This window comes from Rhodanobacter sp. sgz306013, assembly GCF_057031145.1.
Genome location: NZ_JBXCIJ010000004.1, coordinates 631233 through 652415, shown reverse-complemented (window position 1 = coordinate 652415; position 21183 = coordinate 631233). Strand labels below are relative to the sequence as shown.

General features: G+C 70.4%; 22 protein-coding genes. 3 read left to right on the top strand and 19 right to left on the bottom strand.

Annotation, left to right across the window (positions count from 1 at the left end; all coding sequences use genetic code 11):
* Positions 1 to 21 precede the first annotated feature (21 nt).
* Together AC2EWF_RS16020 and AC2EWF_RS16015 are read right to left on the bottom strand one after the other, a co-directional pair.
* Complete coding sequence (locus AC2EWF_RS16020; protein WP_483640365.1) at positions 22 to 1578, bottom strand: TerC family protein; 1557 nt, start codon at positions 1576 to 1578, stop codon at positions 22 to 24.
* A gap of 89 nt (positions 1579 to 1667) precedes the next feature.
* Complete coding sequence (locus AC2EWF_RS16015; RefSeq protein WP_483640364.1) at positions 1668 to 2429, bottom strand: class I SAM-dependent methyltransferase; 762 nt, start codon at positions 2427 to 2429, stop codon at positions 1668 to 1670.
* 263 nt (positions 2430 to 2692) lie between these two features.
* Between AC2EWF_RS16015 and AC2EWF_RS16010 the strand changes: the two genes are divergently transcribed.
* Positions 2693 to 3445 (top strand): lysostaphin resistance A-like protein, encoded by a 753-nt coding sequence (locus tag AC2EWF_RS16010; protein WP_483640363.1) that lies wholly within the window; start codon positions 2693 to 2695, stop codon positions 3443 to 3445.
* A 1-nt stretch (position 3446) separates the two neighbouring features.
* Here AC2EWF_RS16010 and AC2EWF_RS16005 read toward each other — a convergent pair whose 3' ends face one another.
* The 9 genes from AC2EWF_RS16005 to AC2EWF_RS15965 form a co-directional block, all read right to left on the bottom strand.
* On the bottom strand, positions 3447 to 4016 hold the full coding sequence (locus AC2EWF_RS16005; protein WP_483640362.1) for a Maf family protein: 570 nt from the start codon (positions 4014 to 4016) through the stop codon (positions 3447 to 3449).
* 11 nt (positions 4017 to 4027) lie between these two features.
* Positions 4028 to 4477, bottom strand: a complete 450-nt coding sequence (locus tag AC2EWF_RS16000; RefSeq protein WP_483640361.1) for an N-acetyltransferase family protein — start codon at positions 4475 to 4477, stop codon at positions 4028 to 4030.
* A 35-nt stretch (positions 4478 to 4512) separates the two neighbouring features.
* Positions 4513 to 4995 (bottom strand): HXXEE domain-containing protein, encoded by a 483-nt coding sequence (locus AC2EWF_RS15995; RefSeq protein ID WP_483640360.1) that lies wholly within the window; start codon positions 4993 to 4995, stop codon positions 4513 to 4515.
* A 7-nt stretch (positions 4996 to 5002) separates the two neighbouring features.
* Complete coding sequence (rlmH, locus tag AC2EWF_RS15990) at positions 5003 to 5473, bottom strand: 23S rRNA (pseudouridine(1915)-N(3))-methyltransferase RlmH (RefSeq protein ID WP_483640359.1); 471 nt, start codon at positions 5471 to 5473, stop codon at positions 5003 to 5005.
* Positions 5474 to 5753: 280 nt separating this feature from the next.
* Entirely contained in the window at positions 5754 to 6140 is a 387-nt protein-coding gene (gene rsfS, locus AC2EWF_RS15985) for a ribosome silencing factor (protein WP_483640358.1), read from the bottom strand.
* A gap of 76 nt (positions 6141 to 6216) precedes the next feature.
* Positions 6217 to 7287, bottom strand: coding sequence for an NAD(P)H-dependent flavin oxidoreductase (locus AC2EWF_RS15980; RefSeq protein ID WP_483640357.1), 1071 nt, complete (start codon positions 7285 to 7287; stop codon positions 6217 to 6219).
* A 94-nt stretch (positions 7288 to 7381) separates the two neighbouring features.
* Positions 7382 to 7804 carry a hypothetical protein gene (locus tag AC2EWF_RS15975; RefSeq protein WP_483640356.1) on the bottom strand — a complete coding sequence of 141 codons (423 nt, stop codon included), beginning with the start codon at positions 7802 to 7804 and terminating at the stop codon, positions 7382 to 7384.
* 113 nt (positions 7805 to 7917) lie between these two features.
* Positions 7918 to 8571 (bottom strand): NrsF family protein, encoded by a 654-nt coding sequence (locus AC2EWF_RS15970; protein WP_483640355.1) that lies wholly within the window; start codon positions 8569 to 8571, stop codon positions 7918 to 7920.
* Positions 8572 to 8573: 2 nt separating this feature from the next.
* Positions 8574 to 9098 (bottom strand): RNA polymerase sigma factor, encoded by a 525-nt coding sequence (locus AC2EWF_RS15965; protein WP_483640454.1) that lies wholly within the window; start codon positions 9096 to 9098, stop codon positions 8574 to 8576.
* Between the two features lie 258 nt (positions 9099 to 9356).
* Here AC2EWF_RS15965 and AC2EWF_RS15960 point away from each other — a divergent pair, with 258 nt between their 5' ends.
* Both AC2EWF_RS15960 and msrB read left to right on the top strand, forming a co-directional pair.
* Positions 9357 to 11084, top strand: a complete 1728-nt coding sequence (locus AC2EWF_RS15960; RefSeq protein ID WP_483640354.1) for a cytochrome c biogenesis protein DipZ — start codon at positions 9357 to 9359, stop codon at positions 11082 to 11084.
* Positions 11085 to 11201: 117 nt separating this feature from the next.
* Entirely contained in the window at positions 11202 to 11819 is a 618-nt protein-coding gene (msrB, locus tag AC2EWF_RS15955; RefSeq protein ID WP_483640353.1) for a peptide-methionine (R)-S-oxide reductase MsrB, read from the top strand.
* Between the two features lie 761 nt (positions 11820 to 12580).
* On the opposite strand, the gene nadD is transcribed toward msrB, so the two are convergent.
* The 8 genes from nadD to AC2EWF_RS15915 form a co-directional block, all read right to left on the bottom strand.
* Positions 12581 to 13213, bottom strand: a complete 633-nt coding sequence (gene nadD / locus AC2EWF_RS15950) for a nicotinate-nucleotide adenylyltransferase (RefSeq protein ID WP_483640352.1) — start codon at positions 13211 to 13213, stop codon at positions 12581 to 12583.
* 15 nt (positions 13214 to 13228) lie between these two features.
* Positions 13229 to 14245, bottom strand: coding sequence for a DNA polymerase III subunit delta (holA, locus tag AC2EWF_RS15945; protein ID WP_483640351.1), 1017 nt, complete (start codon positions 14243 to 14245; stop codon positions 13229 to 13231).
* Entirely contained in the window at positions 14245 to 14778 is a 534-nt protein-coding gene (locus AC2EWF_RS15940) for an LPS-assembly lipoprotein LptE (RefSeq protein WP_483640350.1), read from the bottom strand. The genes holA and AC2EWF_RS15940 overlap by 1 nt, the downstream gene beginning before the upstream one ends.
* 5 nt (positions 14779 to 14783) lie before the next feature.
* Positions 14784 to 17414 carry a leucine--tRNA ligase gene (leuS, locus tag AC2EWF_RS15935; protein WP_483640349.1) on the bottom strand — a complete coding sequence of 877 codons (2631 nt, stop codon included), beginning with the start codon at positions 17412 to 17414 and terminating at the stop codon, positions 14784 to 14786.
* 108 nt (positions 17415 to 17522) lie between these two features.
* Positions 17523 to 18134 carry a PqiC family protein gene (locus AC2EWF_RS15930; RefSeq protein ID WP_483640348.1) on the bottom strand — a complete coding sequence of 204 codons (612 nt, stop codon included), beginning with the start codon at positions 18132 to 18134 and terminating at the stop codon, positions 17523 to 17525.
* Complete coding sequence (locus AC2EWF_RS15925) at positions 18131 to 19816, bottom strand: PqiB family protein (protein WP_483640347.1); 1686 nt, start codon at positions 19814 to 19816, stop codon at positions 18131 to 18133. Before AC2EWF_RS15925 ends, AC2EWF_RS15930 begins: the two co-directional genes overlap by 4 nt.
* Positions 19809 to 20447, bottom strand: coding sequence for a paraquat-inducible protein A (locus AC2EWF_RS15920; RefSeq protein WP_483640346.1), 639 nt, complete (start codon positions 20445 to 20447; stop codon positions 19809 to 19811). The genes AC2EWF_RS15925 and AC2EWF_RS15920 overlap by 8 nt, the downstream gene beginning before the upstream one ends.
* Positions 20444 to 21100: a paraquat-inducible protein A gene (locus AC2EWF_RS15915; protein ID WP_483640345.1), complete on the bottom strand. Its 657-nt coding sequence runs from the start codon at positions 21098 to 21100 to the stop codon at positions 20444 to 20446. Before AC2EWF_RS15915 ends, AC2EWF_RS15920 begins: the two co-directional genes overlap by 4 nt.
* Positions 21101 to 21183: the final 83 nt, after the last annotated feature.

Sequence of the window (21183 nt, the reverse complement as noted above, 5' to 3'; positions counted from 1 at the left end):
TCGCGGCGGGGCGGTGTTTCCTCAGGCGATGGCGGGCACGACCCGCAGCCGCCCGATGCGCGCGCCGTCCATCGCCACCACCTCGAACCGCAGGCCTTCACTGTCGAAGCAGTCACCCTCCGCGGGCAGCCGGCCCAGCTGCTGCAGCACGTAGCCGGCCAGGCTGGAAAAGCCGTCGTCGCCGCTCAGGCGGTGGCCCAGGAGGTGTTTCACCCGGCGCAGGTCGAGGCTGGCGTCCAGCAGCCAGGCGCCATCGCTTTCCTGCACCGCGGCAGGGTCGCCGTCACCCTCGTCGGGGAATTCGCCGGCGATCACCTCCAGCACGTCGGCCGGGGTGACCAGGCCCAGCACGCTGCCGTACTCGTCCACCACCAGCGCCACCTGCAGCGGCGAGCGGCGGAACTCCTCGATCAGGCGCAGCACGCTCAGCGATTCCAGCACGCTCATCGGCTTGCGCACCACGCCGTCGATGTCGATACGGCCGTGCTTGAGCAGGCTGGCCAGCAGGTCGCGCGAGGTGGCCACGCCGATCAGCTGGTCGAGGTCGTCGCCCGCCACCGGCAGCCAGTGGTGGCTGGAGGCGGTCACTTCGGCGCGCAGCTTTTCCGCGTCTTCGCGGGGATCGATCCAGCTGATCTCCGGGCGCGGGGTCATGATCGAGCGCACCGGCCGGTGCGCGAGGTCCAGCACGCCCTGCACCATTACCAGCTCGTCCTTGCCGAACACCGCACCGCCGGTCTCGGCGGCCGCGTCGGCGGCCATGGGCGCATCCTCCTCGTCCGCTCCGCCGCTGCCGAGCAGGCGCAGCACCGCCCGCGCGGTGCGGTCGCGCAGCGTGCGCGAGCTGCTGAGCAGGCTGCGCCGTCGGTTGCGGCGCATGGTCTGGTTGAACGCCTCGATCATGATCGAGAAGCCGATCGCGGCGTACAGGTATCCCTTCGGGATGTGGAAGCCGAAGCCCTCGGCGACCAGGCTGAAGCCGATCATCAGCAGGAACGACAGGCACAGGATCACCACCGTGGGCCGCGCGTTGATGAAGGCGGTGAGCGGCTTGCTGGCGCCGATCATCACGATCATCGCGATCACCACCGCGACCATCATGATTGCGAGGTGGTCGACCATGCCCACCGCGGTGATCACCGAATCCAGCGAGAACACCAAGTCGAGCGCAACGATCTGCGCCACCACCAGCCAGAAGCGCGCCCTGGCCCGGGCGGACTCGCCGTGCTCGTCGCCGGCCTCCAGCCGCTCGTGCAGCTCCAGCGTGGCCTTGAACAGCAGGAAGGCCCCACCCAGCAGCAGGACGATGTCGCGCCACGACAACGCGAAACCGTGCCAGCTGAGGATCGGCGCGGTCAGCCGCACCAGCCAGGACATCGCCGCCAGCAGCAGCAGGCGCATCACCAGGGCGAGACCGAGGCCCGCCAGCCGGGCGCGATCGCGCTGTTGTGCGGGCAGCTTGTCGGCGAGGATCGCGACGAAGACGAGGTTGTCGATGCCGAGCACGATCTCCAGCACCACCAGGGTGAGGAGACCGGCCCAGGCGGAGGGGTCGGCGAGCCAATCGAGAGCGAACATGGGCAGGGCGCGCGGCGCCGTCATCGTCCTGGGAACGGCCGGGCACTATAGCAAGCGGCGCAGCACCGCCGGCGCGTGGCATCCGCCGATCATGAACTGGCCCTCACCACCCACAGCCGGTAGGGGACGGTCATCGGCTCGCCCGCGTGGCGCTCGGCCAGCATCGCCATCAGCTCCACATCCAGCCGCTGCACGCGCGCCTCGTCGCTCAGCGACGCCACGGCCGGGCAGGCCCGCACGCGCTTGCGCCAGGCCACGTGGCTGCAGGGCACCTCGATGTCCAGCGACCAGGTACGCAGGTCGGTGAAGCCGGCCTCGGCCACCTCCTTCAGCCACAACGGGTGCAGGCCGCTGCCGCTGTGCGCCGTCCAGCCCGGGTTGCAGGCCAGGATCAGCCGTTCGCTGTCCTGCACCACGTTGCCGGCCAGCGGCAGCCATTCGTATTGCGCGATCAGCAGTCGACCGCCTGGCCGCAGCCAGCCGCGCGCCAGCGCCAGCGTGCGCGGCCGCTCGCAGGCCTGCCAGCACTGCCCGGCGGTGATCGCGTCGAACGAGGCGGCGGGAAACTCGGCGTTCTCCACCCGTGCCCGCCACTGCTTCACAGTCACGCCGGCAAGCCGGTCGAGCTCCGCCGCGTGCGCCAGCAGGGGCGCGGAATGGTCGATGCCGGTCAGCGCGCAGCCGCGCAGCGCCAGGCCGCGTGCGAGGTTGCTGCCGCCGCAGTGCAGATCCAGCACGGCGCCTCCCGGTGGCACGCTGCCGTCGTCGAGCACGCGCTCGAAGAAGACCTCGGGAAACTCGGTGACGGGACGCAGGCGCTCGGCCGCGCCGCGCACGAAATCCTCGCCCACTGCCCCTCCCTTGCGCCGCAAGCCGCGCCTGATCGCCAACCAGACAACCACTCCCCCAACGCGGGCCAGAGCGTAGCACCGACCCGACCGTGCCGGATGGCGTATTGCGCTGGTTCGCGCGCAGCGGCCAAGATGCGGCATCGAGGTGCGGCGCCGCGCGCCCCGGCGATTTCGTCCGTCAGGCGCATTGGGTTCCCCGTCCGATGGATGCACCGCGCCACAGCCTTCCACCTGCCCTGCCGCCGACCTCCGCCGCGCCTCCGTTGCCCGGATTGCCCGGCATCGGCGGTGCGCTGGGCCTGATCGCGCTGTACTTCGCCATGCAGGTGGTGACGGGCTTCGTGACGGCGCTGTTGCTGGGCTTCGGCTACCGCGTCGTGCGCGGCGCCACGCCCGTCGACCTGCGTGCGCTGATCGCCCGCCCGGACATCAGCAGCGTGGTGGTGATCATTACCCTGTGCGGCGCCGCGCTGGTCACGTTGTGGGCGGCGCGCGTGCGCTGGCCGCGCCTGTGGAGCCAGGCCCGGCCGCCGGGGTTCGGTTTCACCACGCCCGCGGCGGCGTACTGCGTCGCCGCGGTGGCGCTGGGGCTGGTGGTGCCGCTGGTCGGCGGCAAGCTCACCGAACTGCTGGCGCACGGCCACGCCGTGCCGCAGGACGTGAAGCAGCTGGGCGGCGGCGCCGGCACGGAATTCCGCATCGCGCTCACGCTGGCGGTGGCGAGCATCGGCCCGCTGGTGGAAGAGCTGCTGTTCCGCGGGGTGCTGCTCTCCGCCCTGCTGCGCCGACTGCGCACCGCCTGGGCGGTGCTGGCCAGCGCCGCGCTGTTCGCCCTGGTGCACCTGCCCGACCTGCACTGGCTCTGGTACGCGCTGCCCAACCTCGCGCTGCTCGGCGTGGTACTGGCGTGGCTGCGGCTGCGCTCGGGCTCGCTTTGGCCTGCGGTGATCGCCCATGCCAGCAACAACCTGCTGGCGATGCTGGCGCTGTTCGTGTCGCTGGCCCACCCCGGGTGATTCAGCCGGCGACGCCGGCCTCGCGCAGGAGTCGCGCCGTCTCGAACAGTGGCAAGCCCATAACGCCCGAGTAGCTGCCCTCCAACTGCTCGACCAAGGCCGCGCCGCGGCCCTGGATCGCATACGCACCCGCCTTGCCGAAGGACTCGCCGGTGGCGACGTAGGCGGCGACGGTGGCGTCGTCGAGTGCCGCGAAGCGCACCCGCGATACACAGCAGGCGCCGCGTTCGCCCTGCGCGTCGACCAGCCACACCGACGAAATCACCTCGTGCGTGCGACCGGACAGCCGCCGCAGCATCGCCGCCGCATCCGCCACGTCACGCGGCTTGCCGAACACCTCGTCGTCCAGCACCACCTCGGTGTCCGCACCCAGCACGCACGCATCGGCATGGCCGCCCAGCGCGGCCAGCCCGGCGCGGGCCTTGTCGCGGGCGACGCGGTTCACGTACTCGCGGGGCGATTCCCCTGCGGCGCGCCGTTCGGGCACGTCCACGTCGACCACCCGGAACGCCACGCCGAGCTGGGTCAGCAGCTCGCGCCGGCGCGGCGACTGCGAGGCGAGATGAAGCATGCGGCCGTCCTTCAGAGCGTGAGTCCGTATTCACGGAACTGCGTGTCGCGCTGCCAGCCCAGCGATTCGTACAACGCCTGCGCGGCCAGGTTGTCGTGCGCGGTGGAGAGCGAGAGGCTGGCGGCGCCCTGGTTCCGCGCCTGCGTGGCGGCGGCTTCCAGCAAGGCTTTCGCCACGCCTTGCCGCCGCGCCGGGGCGGCCACGAACATGTCGTTGAGCAGCCAGGTTCGCACCATGCGCACCGAGGAAAACAGCGGATAAAGCTGGGTGAAACCCAGCGCCGCGCCATGCGCGTCGCGCGCCAGCAGAATCATTGACTCGTTGAGGCGCAGGCGGGCGGTGAGGAAGTCGCGCGCGCCGGCCTCGTCGGACGGCTTGCCATAGAACCGGCGGTAGCCGTCGAACAGCGGCACCAACGCATCGAGGTCGTGTAAGGTGGCGCGGCGTATCTCGAACGACATGGGCACACTCTCGGGGATGGAGTCCTCCCGCAAGCTTAGCGCGCGCCGCCCGCCTTGCCACCCAGCACGAACAACGCGGGAACGCAGGCCAGCAAACCCAGCACCACGAGCGGCCCGCTCCAGGCAAACACCGCCGGTTCGATGGCGCCATCCGACAGCGAGCGATAGATCAGCCAGCCGCCCATTGGCAGGTTGAACAGCACGGCCGTAGCCGTGCCCGGCGCGTAACTACGCGTGACGAGGCAGGCGATCACGTGCGGCGCCAGCACGTTCAACACCATTGCCAACGCATAGCCGGCCAGCAGATATGCCCCGAAGCTTTGCCCGCCTCCGACCTCGGCCCACCACGCCGCCAGCAAGGCGAGCAGCGACAACGCCATCGCGCCCAGGCGAAACGCCCGCGGCCTCACCTGCCACCGGATGGGTCGCTTCGGCCAGTCCGGCAACAACCACGCTTCCTCGGCGTTGTGGGCGACCACGCCCAGTGCGAACAGCCAACCGAGCAGATTCAGGCTCATCGCGGCCTCAGGCCCGGTGGTAGGGATGCCCCGCCACGATGGTGGTGGCGCGGTACAGCTGCTCGGCCAACACCAGGCGCACCAGCATGTGCGGCAGAGTGAGCGGGCCCAGCGACCAGCACTGGTCGGCGCGCGCCAGCACCGCCGGTGCGTGGCCGTCGGGGCCGCCGATCAGGAAAGCCAGGTCGCGCCCGGCCATGCGCCATGCCGTCAGTTGCTCGGCCAGCTCCTCGCTGGACCAGGTCTTGCCGCGGCCGTCCAGCGCGACCACGTGCGTGTCGCGCGGCAGCGCGGCGAGGATCGCGGCGCCCTCGTCCTGCATCGCCTTCGCGTCGTCGCGGCCTTTGCCGCGGGTACCGGGCCTCAGTTCGACCAGTTCCAGCGGCAGCTCGTGCGAGAGGCGCTTGCGGTATTCGGCAAAGCCTTCGGCCACCCAGCCGGGCATGCGCTCGCCCACCGCGATCAGGCGCGCGCGCATGATCGCGGTGGGAAAAGAGTAACAGCCGGCGCGCAGCGCCCACGTTCGCTTCCTCTCCCCGATGGGGCACGCGGGGAGCGGCCATGGATGGCCGCCGCTTTGAGGAGCGAGGAGAGGATTGAGGTGAGGGGACGGGGCTGCCTTCGATATGCATCGAAGCAGCGCTTCGCCTCGTTGCCAGCCTTCCGCGAGACTGCCCCCTCACCCCAACCCTCTCCCCGGGGCGGAGGGGGAGAAAGCCAACGCCCTCCCCGCAAGGGAGAGGGAGGAAACCGGGCGATCACCCCGCGCTCGCAGCGTCGTTGCCCGCCTCGCGGTCGCCCACTGTCCACAACCGCTCCAGGCCGTAGAACTCGCGGATGCGCGGCAGCATGACGTGGACGATCACGTCGCCCAGGTCCACCAGCACCCACTCGGCCTCCTGCTCGCCTTCCACGCCCAGCGGCATCACACCCGCCTTCTTGGCGAATTTCACCACTTCGTCGGCGATGGATTTGACGTGGCGTGCGGAAGTGCCGGAAGCAATCACCAGCAGGTCGGCGATGGAGGTCTTGCCGCGGACGTCGATCTCGCGGATGTCCTTGGCCTTCAGTTCTTCCAGCGCGGCGACGACGGTCTTGCGCAGTTCGGCCGTGGAGTCGGCCTTGGTCTTGCGGCTAGTGCTCAAGATGGGAGAGCCTCGATGCGGATTCACGCGCCAGAACGGCGCGACGGCAGTATAACGCCCGTGGCTTGGGCACGAGTCAATGCGCCAGCGCCCGCCGCGCCAGCCGGTATTCGTGCATCAGCCGCGCCACCAGCTCGGCGGCGGGCTGCGGACGGACTCGCGCGGCGGCCTGGCCGCACCATTCGGAGACCAGGTCGGCGCGGCCGGCGGCGGCCGCCGCACGCCGCAGCGGCGCGGTAAGCGCGTTGAGCACGGGGTAGGCCGGCAACTCGTCCGCCACGCCTTCCATCGCCTCGACGTAGCGGTTGCGCAGGCCGCGCGCGGCGCGCCCCGAAAAACTGCGGATGGTGCCCACGAGATGTTCCTCCGCCGTGGCCAGGTCGCGCTTCCATGCCTCGGCCGCGGACGATTCCGGGCACGCAAGGAAGGCCGTGCCGAGTTGACTGGCCGCGGCGCCCAGCGCCTCGGCGGCGAGCATGCCGGCGCCGTCCATGATGCCGCCCGCGGCGATCACCGGTACGCCGTCGCAAGCCGCAACGGCCAGCGGGATCAGTGCGAACAGACCGATCAGCGGCGTGTCGCCCGCATACAGGAAACCACCGCGATGGCCGCCGGCCTCGGCGCCCTGCACGCACACGGCGTCGGCGCCGCGCTCGACCCAGGCGCGCGCTTCCGCAGCCGTGGTGGCGGTGCCGATCACGACGATGGCACGGCGCTTCAGCTCCTGCATCTGCGCAGGCGTGAGCAGGTCGAACGCGAAACTGGCCACGGCAGGCCGCGCCTCGCACAGCGCGGCGAACTGCTCGGAGAACCGCGGCGCCCAGCGGGTTGGCAGGCTGGTGCGGGCGCCCAGGCCTTCGCGCTCCATCAATGCATCGAGGTGCCTGCTTGCCCGCGCGACCGCGGCCATGTCGGGCACGACCTCGTCGGGCAGCACGAACAGGTTCAACGCGAACGGGTGGTCGGTGAGCGCGCGGACCCGCGCGACCTGATCGAGGATCGCCTGCGGCTCGGTGTAGCCCGCGCCCAGCGAACCCAGGCCACCGGCGTTCGACACCGCGGCGACCAGTTCCGGCGTGGTGGCACCAGCCATAGGCGCCTGGATCAGCGGGCATTCGATGCCCAGCCGTTGAGCGAAGGAGGACATGCGCAGCATCCGTGGCGGGAGACTTCGCCATTATCGACCCGCAGTGTCCATGCGTCATGAAGCGCGTCCTGGCGCGCGCCAGGACGCGCCCGCGTCAGCCGCCGCTGCTCATCGCACCGGCGGCGTCCCGCTTCATTTTCATCGCGTCGCCCTGCTTCATTTTCATGCCGTGATGCTGCATGGCCCCGGACTTCATCGCGCCATGCTTCATGGCGCCCGGCTTCATCGCGTCCTGCTTCATTTTCATGCCGCCCTCGTGCATGGAGCCCTTCATCGCGCCACTGGAGTGCATGGCATCGTGCGGCATCGCCGTGCTGGAACTGGCAGCCATCGCGTCCTGCGCGCGGACGGGCGCCCAGGCGAACGCGCCGACGGCGGTGGAAAGCGCGATAAGGGCAAGCGTGCGTGCGTTCATGGTGGGGTCCTGAATGAGGAAAGGGACGGAAGCGGCCGCGCCGCCTCCATCCCTCCTTTCGCCGCGAAGGTACCGCCGGTTACCTCGGAGCCTGGTCCACATTCCCAGGCAGCCGGCGTCTCCGTCCCGTCGCGGGCGCACATCCGCCCTTCATTCTTCCTTGACCTGCGCAAACCGCGTCCGGCATGGGCCATGCGGAGATGGGAAACAGGCCATCAATGCCGCGACAACAACCGGCCGCCCATCGCCGAATTCGCCACCACCACGATCACCACCGCCAGCGCATGGGTGAGCAGGTCGGTGGCGGCGGCGTCAAACGCGTGGCAGATCTCCAGCAGGCTGGCCGAAGCCGCGGCGCTGGCCAAGCCCACCAGGAGAGCGGTGAGCAGCGGACGCAGCGGGCAGGCGCGGCGCAGCAGCCACACCAGCAGCGCCGACAGCGGGATCGAAAAGGCGATGATGAAGACCAGGCAGTCGGCGGACTGGTGCAGCGTGGCGATGCTGGTGTCCGGGGCCAGCCAGGTGCGCAGGCAGCCCAGGCCACTGGCGCCTATCCACAACAGCGCCGGCGGCAGCGGCAGCCAGGCCCAGGCGCGATGGCGCCCCGGTACGGCCAGCGTGAACGACGCCCACGCGGCCGTGACCGCGGTGAGCACCGCGCCCAGCGCCGCCCAGCCCAGGTCCGGCGCGCCGGACCAGCGGCGCAACATGGGTTCGTCGCCGTAGCGCGCGAACAGCAGCACCGCGAACGTGGCCACCAGCGCCAGCCAGCCCACGGTGCGCAGCCACGGCGGCAGCAGCCGCCGCACCGGCACCAGTTCGGCACTAAGCGCGGCGATCAGGCTGTCGTTGGAACGCGGGTCGGCCATGCTCAATCGTCTCCGTGCAGGCGGCCGCGCAAGGCCTTGAGGGCGCGGTGCAGGTTCACTTTCAAGGCGCCGGTGTTGCGACCGGTCCGCGCGGCCGCCTCGGCCAGCGACTGCTCGCGCAGGCCGAGCTGTTCCACTGCCTCGCGCTGGCCGGGCGGCAGCTGCGCGATGGCTTCGCGCAGGCGTCGCGCCTGCTGGCGACGCTCGGCGTCCGCGCTGGCATCGTCGCGATCCGGGTGCTGGTCCAGCGCGAATTCGTCGTGCAGTTCGCGGCGATCGCGCCGGCCGTGGCTGCGCAGTGCGTCGATGGCGCGGCGGCCGGCGATCGCGCTGAGCCAGGCATCGTAGGAACGCGCGGGGTCGTAGGTATGGCGCACGCGGTGGACGGTGAGCAGGGTTTCCTGAACCACGTCGTCCAGCGCGTCCGTCGCCACGCCCTGGCGGCGCGCCACCGCACGGATCAACGCCACCGAGTCGGCCAGCACGCGCTCGTAGGCGCGGCGGTCGCCCGCCTGCGCGGCAGCCATCCACGCGGCACGCTTCCGGTCGACCTGTTCGGCGGCGCTGGCGGGTTCGGCGGACACGGGGACGCGGCGGTCCAATGACGGGACGAGGCCTCCATCTAGTACCAGGCTGGCATCGGCGGTCAAGGGCGTATCGTTCCGTACGGCGGTTCCACCCTGCGGTTCGCCGCATCCACCGCCGCGGTTACCTCGTATCGGCGATGTAACCGCCGGAACGATGGCGGCGAATCACCAGTACACCTCCAACCGGAACCCTCCACCATGTTCCTGCTGATCCTCGCCTACCTCGGCGGCGTGCTCACCATCCTCAGCCCCTGCATCCTGCCGGTGCTCCCCTTCGTGTTCGCCCGCGCCGACCGTCCGTTCCTGAAGAGCGGCCTGCCGATGCTGATCGGCATGGCGGCCACCTTCGCCCTGGTCGCCACGCTGGCGGCGGTGGGCGGCGGCTGGGCGGTGCACGCGAACCAGTACGGCCGCGCCGTGGCGCTGGTGGTGCTGGCACTGCTCGGACTCACCCTGCTCTCCTCGCACGTCGCGGAATGGCTGACGCGGCCGTTCGTGGCGCTGGGCAACCGGCTGTCGCAGCGCACGGACGGCGATGGCGAATCGATCTGGGGCGCGGTGGGCTTAGGGATAGCCACCGGCCTGCTGTGGGCGCCGTGCGCGGGGCCGATCCTCGGCCTGCTGCTGACCGGCGCCGCGCTCAAGGGCGCCAGCGTCACCACCACCCTGCTGCTGCTCACCTATGCGCTGGGCGCGGCCACCTCGCTGGGGCTGGCGCTGGCCGTGGGCGGCAAGGTGTTCGCCCTGATGAAGCGTTCGCTGGGCGCGGGCCAGTGGGTGCGCCGCGCGCTGGGCGTGCTGGTGCTGGCCGGGGTGGCCGCCATCGCCTCGGGCGTGGATACCGGCGTGCTCACCCGCGTCTCGCTGGCCGGCAGCAACGGCATCGAGCAGAAGCTGATCGACGCCGTGCGGCCGATGCCCGCCGCGGTGGCGGCGCCGGCGCCCAGGCCGGGCGAGGCGCTGCCCGTGGAAGGCACGCTACCCTCGCTTGCCGGCGCCACCGGCTGGCTCAACAGCACACCGCTCACGCCCGCCTCGTTGCGCGGCAAGGTGGTGCTGGTGGATTTCTGGACCTACTCCTGCATCAACTGCCTGCGCTCGCTGCCCTACGTGCAAGCCTGGTACGACAAGTACAAGGACCACGGCCTGGTGGTGATCGGCGTGCACTCGCCCGAGTTCGCGTTCGAGAAGGATCCGGCCAACGTGTCGGCGGCGGTGAAGCGGCTGGGGGTGACCTACCCGGTGGCGCTGGATTCGGATTACGCTGTCTGGCAGGGCTTCAACAACGAATACTGGCCGGCCGATTACTTCGTCGACGCGCAGGGCCGCATCCGCCACCACTATTTCGGCGAGGGCGGCTATGCCGAAGGCGAGGACACGATCCGCCGGCTGCTCACCGAAGCCGGCTACAAGGACCTGCCCGGGGGCTACGTGCAGCCCGGCGCCAAGGGCGCCCAGGCGGCCAGCTCGGGCGACTACGGCCGGTCGCCGGAAACCTACGTGGGTTACGCGCGCGCCGAGCACTTCGCCAGCGGCCAGGTCGCGCATGACGATGCGTTCGTCTACCGCACGCCCGCCACCCTGGCCACCAACCAGTGGGCGCTGGCCGGACGCTGGACCGTGCATGCGCAGGACGCCACGCTGGATGCCGCGAGCGGCAGCATCAGCTACCGCTTCCGTGGCCGCGACCTGCACCTGGTGCTGGGCCCGGGCAGCGACGGCAGGCCGGTGCGCTTCCGCATCACGCTGGACGGCCACGCGCCCGGTGCCGACCACGGCATGGACACCGACGCCGCGGGCAACGGCACCGTCACCGCGCAGCGCCTGTACCAGCTGGTGCGCCAGGCCCACGGCAACGGCGAGCGCACGTTCACCATCACCTTCCTCGACCCCGGCGCGCGCGCCTACGCGTTCACCTTCGGCTGAGCCGCATCCGGTAGGAGCGCACCCTGTGCGCGAATGCTCTTCGCCACGTTTCCCAAAAGCCATCGCGCACAGGGTGCGCTCCTACCGGAACCCTCCATTCGCGCCAAGGAGATTCCCATGTCCCGCATCGACGAAACCGTCGCGATGGATCGCCGCCGCTTCCTGCGCGCCGCGCTGAGCGGCGGCGCCCTGCTCGCGGTAGGCGGCAGCTTCGCGCTGCCCCGCCTGCTCGCCGCCGGCGCCGAAGGCGGCGTGCCCGCGCTGGTCCATACCCCGCCCGGCGACGTGCTGCTGGAGTGCTATGCCGACGACGGCCGCGACCTCGGCGCCTGCAAGGTGCACCGGCTGGTGCTCAGCGACGCGCAATGGCGGGCACGGCTGTCACCGCTGGCGTACGAGGTGATGCGCCGTGACGGCACCGAGCGCGCCTTCAGCGGTCCGCACGAACGCCCCGCGCACCCCGGCATCTTCCGCTGCGTCGCCTGCGCCACCGCGCTCTACGACGCCGCCACCGAGTTCGACTCCGGCACCGGCTGGCCCAGCTTCTGGCGCCCCATCGCGAAGCGGAACGTGATCGAGACCCGCGACGCCAGCTTCGGCATGGAGCGCATCGCGATCAGCTGCGCCGGCTGCAACAGCCACCTCGGCCACGTGTTCGACGACGGTCCACCGCCCACGGGGCTGCGGTATTGCATGAATTCGGTGGCGTTGCGGTTCGTGGCGCGGACGGGATGAAGGCTGGCGCCGTCGTGTTCGGCGCGGGGCCGCGCAGGGCATGCCCCCGGGTTTCGTCCACCCCAAGCGACAGAGCGGCTTCGCCCCGCTGTCGCGGTGCGAGCTACTTCTCTTTTGCGTGCTCACGCACCCGCAGGAGCGCATGCGAACGGCGAAGCCGGCCCGAAGGGCGGAGGGCAGGATGCCCGGAGTCAAAGAGAAGTAGCCAAGAGAAAAGAGCACCCCGGTTGGCGCTTGCCGGGTCTCCTGCCGGCAAGTGCGTGAGGCGGCGCCGGGCTTTTCGAGCGGGCTCCTGCCCGCGCGAAAAGGTGAGCCCATCCCTGGGCTCGCCCGCTGCGCGGCCTCCTCGTCCCCGCCTCACCGCCGCCCAGGGGCCCCGGAAAAGCAGGCGTGCTTCCTGCACGCCAGAAGCAACGGCAAAGCCAAAGGGGGCGCGCTGCGAACTCGCTGCTCTTGCTCTGCTTCTGCGCGCCGGGAGCGCGCTGCTCCACCCGGGGCCCCTATGGCGCGGCGGGTGGGTGGAGGAAAGTCCGCAGGATGGCCCGCACGGATGCGGGCCAGTTTTTCGTCGGGACAGGAGTCCCGTCGAAAAATCCCGTAACCCGCCCGCGTACCCGGAAGGCAGGATGCCTGGAGGGCACGCCATCGGGGTGTCGTTTCTCCTTGGCTACTTTCTCTTTGGACAAGCAAAGAGAAAGTAGCTCGGCCGCCCAAAGGGCGGTCGAAACCGCTCTGAATCCAGCAAGACCAGAGCCCCCGCCTCAGCGGCGATAAGGTGCCAACAACTCCGGGTCGTCGAACAACCCCGCCGGCAGCAGATAACGCGGATCGCGCCCCGCGGCGAGCAGCTCGCGGATGCGGGTGGCGGAGATCTCCAGCGGCGTCACCGCGAGTTCGATCAGCCTGCCGCAGGGCTCTGCGCGCAGCATCGCCACATCATCGACGCGACGTGCGGCGACTTGTTCCGCCAGCTCCGCGGGTCGCGTGGTCTCGACCCCGGGCCGGCTCAGCACGCCGATGTGCGCGAAGTCGAACAGCTGGCGCCAGCGATTCCAGCCCGGCAGGCCGGCGAAGGCGTCGGCGCCCAGCAGCAGCACCAGCGGCCGTGCGCCCTGTTCCGCGCGCAGCTCGCGCAAGGTGTCGATGGTGTACGAGGGACCGTCGCGCTCCAGCTCGCGCGCGTCCAGCACCAGCCGTGACTGCCCGGCCAGCGCCGCACGCAGCATCGCCACGCGCTCGGCGGGGGTGGCCAGAGGCGACGCGCGGTGCGGCGGCACGTTGGCCGGCATCAGGCGCACCTCCGCGTCCAGCAGTTCGGCCGCCTCCCACGCCACGGTCAGGTGGCCGATATGGATGGGATCGAAGGTGCCGCCAAAAACGGCAAGTGGCCGCATGCCCATTACCCAGCCCTATGCCAGCGCCCGCGCTACCCGCGGCTCGGCAATCGCCGCGATCAGGCGCTCGGCTTCGCGCCAGGGCTCGCCCTGCTCGCGCCCCTTGGCGATCCGGTCGATGCGCGAGGCGCGCGCCAGGCAGGCCAGCCAGTGTTCGCGCGGGGCACGGCGCAGCGCCTTGCGGAAGAGTTGTTCGCGCGCCGGCCACAGGCGCTCCGCCCTGGCCTGGGCGGCAAGATCCGGCGCGTTGGCGAGGCGCAGCGCCAGCTGCAGCTGGTTCACCAGCCAGCCCATCAGGGCGATCAGTTCGTCGCCCTCGGAGCGCAGCCCGGCGAGGATGCGCAGCGCGCGGGCGCCCTCGCCCGCCAGCGCGGCGTCGGCGAGCTTGAACACGTCGTAGCGGGCGCTGTCGGCGACCAGGCTTTCCATCGCGTCGGCGTCGATGCGGCGGCTGTCGCCCGCGCGCAGCACGACGAGCTTGTCGACCTCCTGGGCGGCGGCGAGCAGGTTGCCTTCCACGCGCTCGGCCAGTAGGGCGGCGGCATCGGGCGTGGCGGAAAGTCCACGCGAGGCCAGCCGGGCGCCGATCCAGGCCGCCCATTCGTTGGGCCGCGGCGCGTTGAACACCACCATGGTGCCGGCCGCATCGAGCTTCCTGCTCCAGGCGCCCTCGTGCTTGCTACTCCACTCCATCGCGGTGATCAGCAGGGTGACATCGGGCGGCGGATTGGCGCAGAACTCGGTGATCGCCTTGGCGCCATCCACGCCCGGGCGGCCGGTGGGCAGGCGCAGGTCGATGAGGCGGCGCGTGGCGAACAGCGACATGCCGGCGGCGGCGCGGGCGAGGTCGTCCCAGTCGAAGCGCTGCTCGACTTCCAGCACGTCGCGTTCGGCGTAGCCCAGCTTCTTTGCCTGCGCACGCAGCGCATCGGCGGCCTCCAGCACCAGCAGTTCCTCGCCCGCGAGCAGGTAGACCGGCGCCAGGCTGTCGCCGGCCAGGGCTTTCTGCCATTGCGCGGGGGCGAGCGGCATCAGTGCCCGCCGGTGCCGGCCGCCGGGGTGTCCTGTGGGTGGCGCCCGGCGGCTTCGAGCCGGAACATGATCGCCTGCACCATGTCGTCGACCAGGCTGCGCTGGATCTGCTGCACCTGCGAGGCGTTGCCCACGGTGTCGGTGGAATCGTAGCTGTATTCGCGCTGCAGGTTGATGTGCTGGTGCGGCAGCACGGTCGTGCCATCGGCGCCGCTGACGTCGAATTCCACGTTGTAGCTCACCGCGTACTCGGTGATGCGCACGTAGCCGCCCTGGGTCAGCGACTGGGTGCCGAACGAGGCCACCGGCACGCGCAGCTCGGCGACACCGGGCCCGGCGTTGTCCTCGACGGTGACGCCGGCATTCTCCAGCGCCCGGGTCAGCCCGCGTTCGAGGTCGCCGCCGCCCGAAACGGTGAGGTGGACGTGGCTCATCGACGGCGGCAGCGCGGCGTTGCGGCGCAGGTGGAAACCGCAGGCGCCGAGCGCGAGGGCGGCGGCGAGCGGCAGCGCGACACGGAACATGCGGTTCATGGCTTTCATCCTGCGACGATGTTGACGATCTTGCCGGGCACCACGATCACCTTGCGCACGCTGAGTTCCTTGAGGAAGGTGGCCACCTGCGGCTGCGCCAGCGCCAGCGCCTCGGCCTCTTCCTTGCCGGCGCTGGCGGGCAGTTCGATGGTGCCGCGCAGCTTGCCGTTGACCTGCACCGCGAGGGTGAGACTGTCGCGCACCAGCGCCGTGGCGTCCACCGCAGGCCAGGGCTGGTCCTCCAGCACGGCCTCGGCGTGACCCAGCACCTGCCACAGGTGATGGCTGACGTGCGGCACCACCGGGTTCAGCAGCAGCACCATGCTCTCCAGCGCTTCGTGGCGCACCGCGCGGCCCTGCTCGCTCATGTCGGCAAACCTGCCCACGGCGTTCAGCAGTTCCATCAGCGCGGCGATCGCGGTGTTGAAGGAGTGGCGGCGGCCGAAGTCGTCGCTGACCTTCTGGATGGTCTCGTGCAGTTGGCGGCGCAACGCCTTCTGCCCGGCGTCGAGCTGCGACGGATCCACCACCGAGTGGTCCGGCTGCGCGGCGTGCGTGATGACCTCGCGCCAGAAGCGGCGCAGGAAGCGCGCCATGCCCTCGACGCCGGCCTCGTTCCACTCCAGAGACTGCTCCGGCGGCGCCGCGAACATCGAGAACAGGCGCACCGTGTCGGCGCCGTATTTGCCCACCATCGCCTGCGGGTCGACGCCGTTGTTCTTGGACTTGGACATCTTCTCGGTGCCGCCGATCGACACCGGCTGGCCGTCGGCCTTGAGCACCGCGCCGACCACGCGCGCCTTGTCGTCGCGCTGGATCTCCACGTCGGCCGGGTTGATCCAGTCCTTCGAGCCGTCGGCGTTGTCGCGATAGAACGTCTCGGCGATCACCATGCCCTGGCACAGCAGGTTGCTGGCCGGCTCGTCGGACTGCACCAGGCCCGCGTCGCGCATCAGCTTGTGATAGAAGCGGAAATACAGCAGGTGCAGGATCGCGTGCTCGATGCCGCCGATGTACTGGTCCACCGGCAGCCAGTAGTTGGCGCGCCCGTCCACCTGCGCATCGGCGCCCGGCGAGGTGTAGCGGGCGTAGTACCAGCTCGACTCCATGAAGGTGTCGAAGGTGTCGGTCTCGCGCTCGGCGGGGCCGCCGCAGGCGGGGCAGGTGGTCTTGCGCCATTCGGGATCGGCCTTGATCGGCGACTGCACGCCGCTGAAGGCCACGTCCTCGGGCAGCACCACCGGCAACTGGTCCTCCGGCACCGGCACCGCGTCGCACTTCGGGCAGTAGATCACCGGGATCGGGCAGCCCCAATAGCGCTGGCGGCTGACGCCCCAGTCGCGCAGGCGCCAGTTCACGCGGCGCTGGCCCTTGCCCTCGGCTTCCAGCTTCGTCGCCAGGTAATCGAAGGCCTCGCGGTAGTTCTTGCCGTCCAGTTCGCCGGAGTGGATCACGCGCATGTCGGCGCGCGTCTTGTCGCCGTACCACTCCTGCCAGGTGGCGGGGTCGTAGGCTTCGTCGCCGGCGGCGATCACCTGCCTGATCGGCAGGCCGTACTTGTGCGCGAACTCGAAATCGCGCGCGTCGTGGCCGGGCACCGCCATCACCGCGCCCGTGCCGTAGCCCATCAGCACGAAGTTGGCCACCCACACCGGCACCGGGTCGCCGGTGACGGGATGGACGGCGAACAGGCCGGTGGCCATGCCGCGCTTCTCCTGCGTCTCCAGTTCGGCTTCGGACACGCCGCCGTGCCTCAGCTCGTCGAGGAAGGCGGCGAGCTGCGGGTTGCCCTGCGCGGCCTTCAACGCCAGCGGATGCTCGCCGGCGATGGAGACGAAGGTGACCCCCATCAAGGTGTCGGGGCGCGTGGTGAACACGGTCAGCGGCTCCGCCTCACCTTCCACCGCGAAGTGGATCTCCAGGCCTTCGCTGCGGCCGATCCAGTTGCGCTGCATGGTCTTCACCGCGTCGGGCCAGCCCGGCAGCGTGTCCAGGCCGTCGAGCAGTTCCTGCGCGTAGTCGGTGATGCGCAGGAACCACTGCGGGATCTCGCGCTTCTCCACCACCGCGCCGGAGCGCCAGCCGCGGCCGTCCACCACCTGCTCGTTGGCCAGCACGGTCTGGTCGACCGGGTCCCAGTTCACCACGCTGTTCTTGCGATAGGCCAGGCCCTGCTTCATCAGCCGGGTGAACATCAGCTGTTCCCAGCGGTAGTACTCGGGACGGCAGGTGGCGAACTCGCGGCTCCAGTCGATCGCGTAGCCCAGCGACTTCAGCTGGCCGCGCATGTGATCGATGTTGGCGTAGGTCCACCGGGCCGGAGCGGTGCGGTTCTTGATCGCGGCGTTCTCGGCCGGCAGGCCGAACGCGTCCCAGCCCATCGGCTGCAGCACGTTCCGGCCCTGCATGCGCTGGTAGCGGCTGATCACGTCGCCGATGGTGTAGTTGCGCACGTGACCCATGTGCAGCGCGCCCGAGGGATACGGCAGCATCGAGAGGCAGAAGAACTTCGGCTTGGCCGGGTCTTCCTTCACCTCGTAGGCGCGCCGCGCGTTCCAGTATTGCTGCGCGGCGGCTTCCACCGCCTGCGGCTGGTAATCCTGCTCGGTCTTGCTGGTGTCGTGGGTGTCTTGCATGGGTCCGTGGCCGAAAGTCTTTGCTGGCTGCCTGGTGCAGATGGCTGGCTGCCGGGAGAACGGATCAGATTAGCAGAACGCCCGACCTGCCCTTGCCGGCGGCGGGCCTCAGTCGGCAGGGCAGACAGGCTGCCCGCCGGCCTCGTAGGCCCGCGCCGTGGCGGCGATGCGGGCGGCCAGTGCGGCCAGCGCCCGCTGGTGACCGGCCACCAGGGCGTCGTAGCCCGCCGTCACCGGCTCGCTGATCCGGCTGCTGCAGGCGAGCGCATCCTGCCCGCCGGAGCCGCCGGTGAGGCGCAAGCTCCACGCCGCGTCGAGCAACGCATGCTCACCGGGCACCGATTCGAAGCGGCGCACGTCGAGCTTGATGCGCAGGCGCGGCTGGCCGTTGCCGGGCAGGCCGCTCATGTCCGCCACGCCCAGCGCCCGGGCGAGGTCGGCAGCCAGTGCGCCGCGAACCTCGTCGCCCAGCGGCGCGATCCAGCGCTGGTCGTTGAGCGGCAGCATGCCCTGACCGCCTTCGCGCACCACCAGCTGCGGCACATCGACCTGGGCCGGCACGGTCACCGGCAGCAGCTCGAACGGGTACGGTGCCGGGGCGGCCGCTGCCGGCGCAGCCGTGCCGGCGGGCGCCACCAGCGTGTAGTAGTGCAGCGGCGCCGACGCACAACCGGCGAGGCCCAGCGCGACGGCGCCGGCGAGGATCCACGAACGGCTCATGGCTGGCTCCTGTTGGCGGGTGCGGCGGGTTGCTTCGGCTCGACCGGCGCGGGATCGGTCGGCCGCCCGCGCAGCAGCGACTCCGGATGCACGCCGAGGTAGTCGGTGAGCACGCGCAGCGAGCGCAGCGTGCGCTGCAACTCCTGCAGCGTCTGCCCCATGTTCTGCTGCAGCGGCGAGTCGCTGGAGAGCGTGTCGTTCGCCGTGCCCAGCGTCCTGCGGGCGTCATGCAAGGTGTCGTCGAGCGACGGCAGCGTCTTGCCGTTCACCTGCTTCAGCGTGGCGTCGAGGCTGGCCAGCGAATCGTCGAGGTGATTGCCGATCCGGTCGAACGGGACCTTGTCCAGCTTGTCGACGATGTCGGCCATCTGCTCCTGCAGCTTGTCGAAGCTGCCCGGTGCGGTGGGGATCTCGAGCGGCCGCGCATCGGGGTTGTAGTTCGCCTTGACCGCATGCGGCAGGAAATCCAGCGCGATGTAGAGCTGGCCGGTGAGCAGGTTGCCGGTGCGCGCCTGCGCGCGCAGGCCATGGTCGACCAGCTTGCCGATCATGTGCGAGAGGTCGGCGTTGTCGCCATGCTGCTTCGCGAGCGCCTCCAGCTTGGCATGCGCCTGGCCCAGCCGGTCGGGGTAGACAACCGCGCCGACGATCAGCGGGAAACGCTGGGTCTTGGCGTCGTAGTCCATGCGGATCGACACCACGCGACCGAAGTTCACCCCGAGGAACTCCACCGGCGCACCCACCGCCAACCCGCGCAGCGACTGGTTGAAACGCATGCGTATGTAGTGCGGCTCGCCGTCCGGCGGGGCCATGGCGGTGGTCTCGTCGCCGAACAGCCGGAAGCTGGAGCCATCGGGCACGGGCGTGGTGTCGTGCGGGGCACCCGGATCCTGGAAGGCCACGCCGCCGGCCAACACGGTGGCCAGCGACTGCGTGTTGAGCTTGAGTCCGTTCGCGCCCAAAGACACGTCCACCCCGCTGGCGTTCCAGAAGCGGGTGGAGCCGTTCACGAAGCGGTCGTTGGGGCTGTCGATGAACACCGCGAGCGACACGCCCTTGCCGTCCTTGTCCAGCTGGTAGGACACCACCCGCCCCACCTGGATGCGGCGGAAATACACCGGCGAGCCGATGTCCAGCGAGCCGAGGTCGTCGGCGTGCAAGGTGTAGCTCTTGCCAGGCTCGCCATGGGTCACCGCGGGCGGCGTCTCCAGGCCCTTGAACTCATCCTCCTCCGTGCTGGAATCGCCGGTGTCGGCGCCGATGTAGGCGCCGGAGAACAGCGTGTCCACGCCGGAGACGCCGCCCAGGCCGATGCGCGGGCGCACCACCCAGTAGCGCGTGCCGCGGGTGGCGAACGCCTTCGCGCTCTTGTCCAGCGCCACCTTGACCAGCACATGGCTGCGGTCGCCGCTGAGGCGGATCTTCTCCACCTTGCCGATCACCACGTCCTTGTACTTCACCGGCGTCTTGCCCTCGGAAAGCCCCTGCGCGCTCTGGAAGCTGATCGTGATGCCGGGGCCGGCCTGCAGCCAGCTGTTCACCACCAGCGACGCGCCGACGATCGCCGCCAGGATCGGCACCAGCCAGATCAGCGAAGCGTTCGTGCGCCGCTTGCGCAGCACCGGGCGCGGCAGCGCGTCGCCGCCGGCCGGTGGCGGTGCGCCGGATTGCTCGTCAGTCATCGGAATCTTCCTTGCCGTCCCAGATCAAGCGCGGATCGAAGCACATCGAGGCGAACATGGTCAGCACCACGGTGAGGCCGAAGAACACCACGCCCGGCAGCGGTTCCACCAGGCTGAAAAAACCGAAGCGTACCAGCGCGGTGAGCAGCGCCACCACGAACACGTCCAGCATCGACCAGTAACCGATCAGTTCCACCAGCCGGTACAGCTGTGCGCGCTGCCGCCGTGCCCAGTTGCTGCCGCGCCGGCTGGTGATCAGCAGCGTGCCCAGCGCGAGGAACTTCAGCATCGGCACCACGATGCTCGCGCAGAACACGATCACCGCCAGCCCCGGCGAACCCTTCACCCACAGCTCCACCACGCCGCTGATGATGGTGTTGTCGTCGATGTCGCCCAAGCTCGCCGTACGCATGATCGGCAGCACGTTGGCGGGCACGTACATCAGGAATGCGGCGATCAGCAACGCCCAGGTGCGCATGTAGACGGCGGGCTTGCGCCGGTGCAGCGATGAGCCGCAGCGCGGGCAGGCCGGCACCGCGTCGCCCTCGCCGGCATCCGGCGCGCGGCAGACCTGGCCGCAGACGTGGCAGCCGATCAGGCCGAGGTCGCCGGCGCGGGGCAACGCACTCATGGCGTTGTCTCCGCCTCGTCGTCGCGGGTCTCGTCCCACAAGCGGGTGAGGTCGATGCCGGCAAACACGGTGATCAGCAGCATCAGCGCGCCGTAGGCGTAGATGCCCGGGTCGGGCAGCACGTCGAAGTACAGGTGCGCCTTGACGATGGACACCAACGCGCCCAGCACGAAAACCTCGCTCATCGTCCACGGCCCCAGGTGGTGCAGCGCCACCATCAGGCGGCGGAAGCCGGGCGCGCGGCGGCCGCTGCGCGCGTAGATGAGCAGCCAGCCCAGGGTCAGGATCTTGGCGAGAGGGAACACGTACAGCGTGGCCGCGGCCAGCACCGCCACCACCTGCGAGTGGTCGAGCCACATCATGCGGATCACGTCCCACAGCGTGGCGGCCACGTGCTGGCCGTTCAGGCCCAGCGTCACGATCGGCCACAGCGTGGCCTGCACGAACACCACCAGCGCGGTCAACACCAGCGCCAGCATGGTGTCCGTGCGCATGCCGCGGCAGCGCTCCAGCACCGCCCCGCAGCACGCGCACTCGGCCACCTCGCCCTTCGCCAGCGGGCGGCGGCGGTGCACGGTGTCGCAGTGTTCGCAGATCAGCAGCGCGTGGGCGGCTGCGCAGGGACCCGCGACGTCGAGTGGGGACGCGTCCATGCCCCGATTCTCGCAAATCCGGCGGCCCAGCGGCTGAAGCGGGGCCGGCGCGCCCGGTTCCCTTGATATGCTCGACTGCGCCC

Excerpts from the sequence above, each read along its gene's own strand:
- AC2EWF_RS16020 (WP_483640365.1), bottom strand. The coding sequence starts at position 1,578 with ATGTTCGCTCTCGATTGGCTCGCCGACCCCTCCGCCTGGGCCGGTCTC.
- AC2EWF_RS16005 (WP_483640362.1), bottom strand. The coding sequence starts at position 4,016 with ATGCTTCATCTCGCCTCGCAGTCGCCGCGCCGGCGCGAGCTGCTGACC.
- AC2EWF_RS16000 (WP_483640361.1), bottom strand. The coding sequence starts at position 4,477 with ATGTCGTTCGAGATACGCCGCGCCACCTTACACGACCTCGATGCGTTG.
- AC2EWF_RS15995 (WP_483640360.1), bottom strand. The coding sequence starts at position 4,995 with ATGAGCCTGAATCTGCTCGGTTGGCTGTTCGCACTGGGCGTGGTCGCC.
- rlmH (WP_483640359.1), bottom strand. The coding sequence starts at position 5,473 with ATGCGCGCGCGCCTGATCGCGGTGGGCGAGCGCATGCCCGGCTGGGTG.
- AC2EWF_RS15980 (WP_483640357.1), bottom strand. The coding sequence starts at position 7,287 with ATGTCCTCCTTCGCTCAACGGCTGGGCATCGAATGCCCGCTGATCCAG.
- AC2EWF_RS15975 (WP_483640356.1), bottom strand. The coding sequence starts at position 7,804 with ATGTGGACCAGGCTCCGAGGTAACCGGCGGTACCTTCGCGGCGAAAGG.
- AC2EWF_RS15970 (WP_483640355.1), bottom strand. The coding sequence starts at position 8,571 with ATGGCCGACCCGCGTTCCAACGACAGCCTGATCGCCGCGCTTAGTGCC.
- AC2EWF_RS15965 (WP_483640454.1), bottom strand. The coding sequence starts at position 9,098 with ATGGCTGCCGCGCAGGCGGGCGACCGCCGCGCCTACGAGCGCGTGCTG.
- AC2EWF_RS15960 (WP_483640354.1), top strand. The coding sequence starts at position 9,357 with ATGTTCCTGCTGATCCTCGCCTACCTCGGCGGCGTGCTCACCATCCTC.
- msrB (WP_483640353.1), top strand. The coding sequence starts at position 11,202 with ATGTCCCGCATCGACGAAACCGTCGCGATGGATCGCCGCCGCTTCCTG.
- nadD (WP_483640352.1), bottom strand. The coding sequence starts at position 13,213 with ATGCGGCCACTTGCCGTTTTTGGCGGCACCTTCGATCCCATCCATATC.
- holA (WP_483640351.1), bottom strand. The coding sequence starts at position 14,245 with ATGCCGCTCGCCCCCGCGCAATGGCAGAAAGCCCTGGCCGGCGACAGC.
- AC2EWF_RS15940 (WP_483640350.1), bottom strand. The coding sequence starts at position 14,778 with ATGAACCGCATGTTCCGTGTCGCGCTGCCGCTCGCCGCCGCCCTCGCG.
- leuS (WP_483640349.1), bottom strand. The coding sequence starts at position 17,414 with ATGCAAGACACCCACGACACCAGCAAGACCGAGCAGGATTACCAGCCG.
- AC2EWF_RS15930 (WP_483640348.1), bottom strand. The coding sequence starts at position 18,134 with ATGAGCCGTTCGTGGATCCTCGCCGGCGCCGTCGCGCTGGGCCTCGCC.
- AC2EWF_RS15925 (WP_483640347.1), bottom strand. The coding sequence starts at position 19,816 with ATGACTGACGAGCAATCCGGCGCACCGCCACCGGCCGGCGGCGACGCG.
- AC2EWF_RS15920 (WP_483640346.1), bottom strand. The coding sequence starts at position 20,447 with ATGAGTGCGTTGCCCCGCGCCGGCGACCTCGGCCTGATCGGCTGCCAC.
- AC2EWF_RS15915 (WP_483640345.1), bottom strand. The coding sequence starts at position 21,100 with ATGGACGCGTCCCCACTCGACGTCGCGGGTCCCTGCGCAGCCGCCCAC.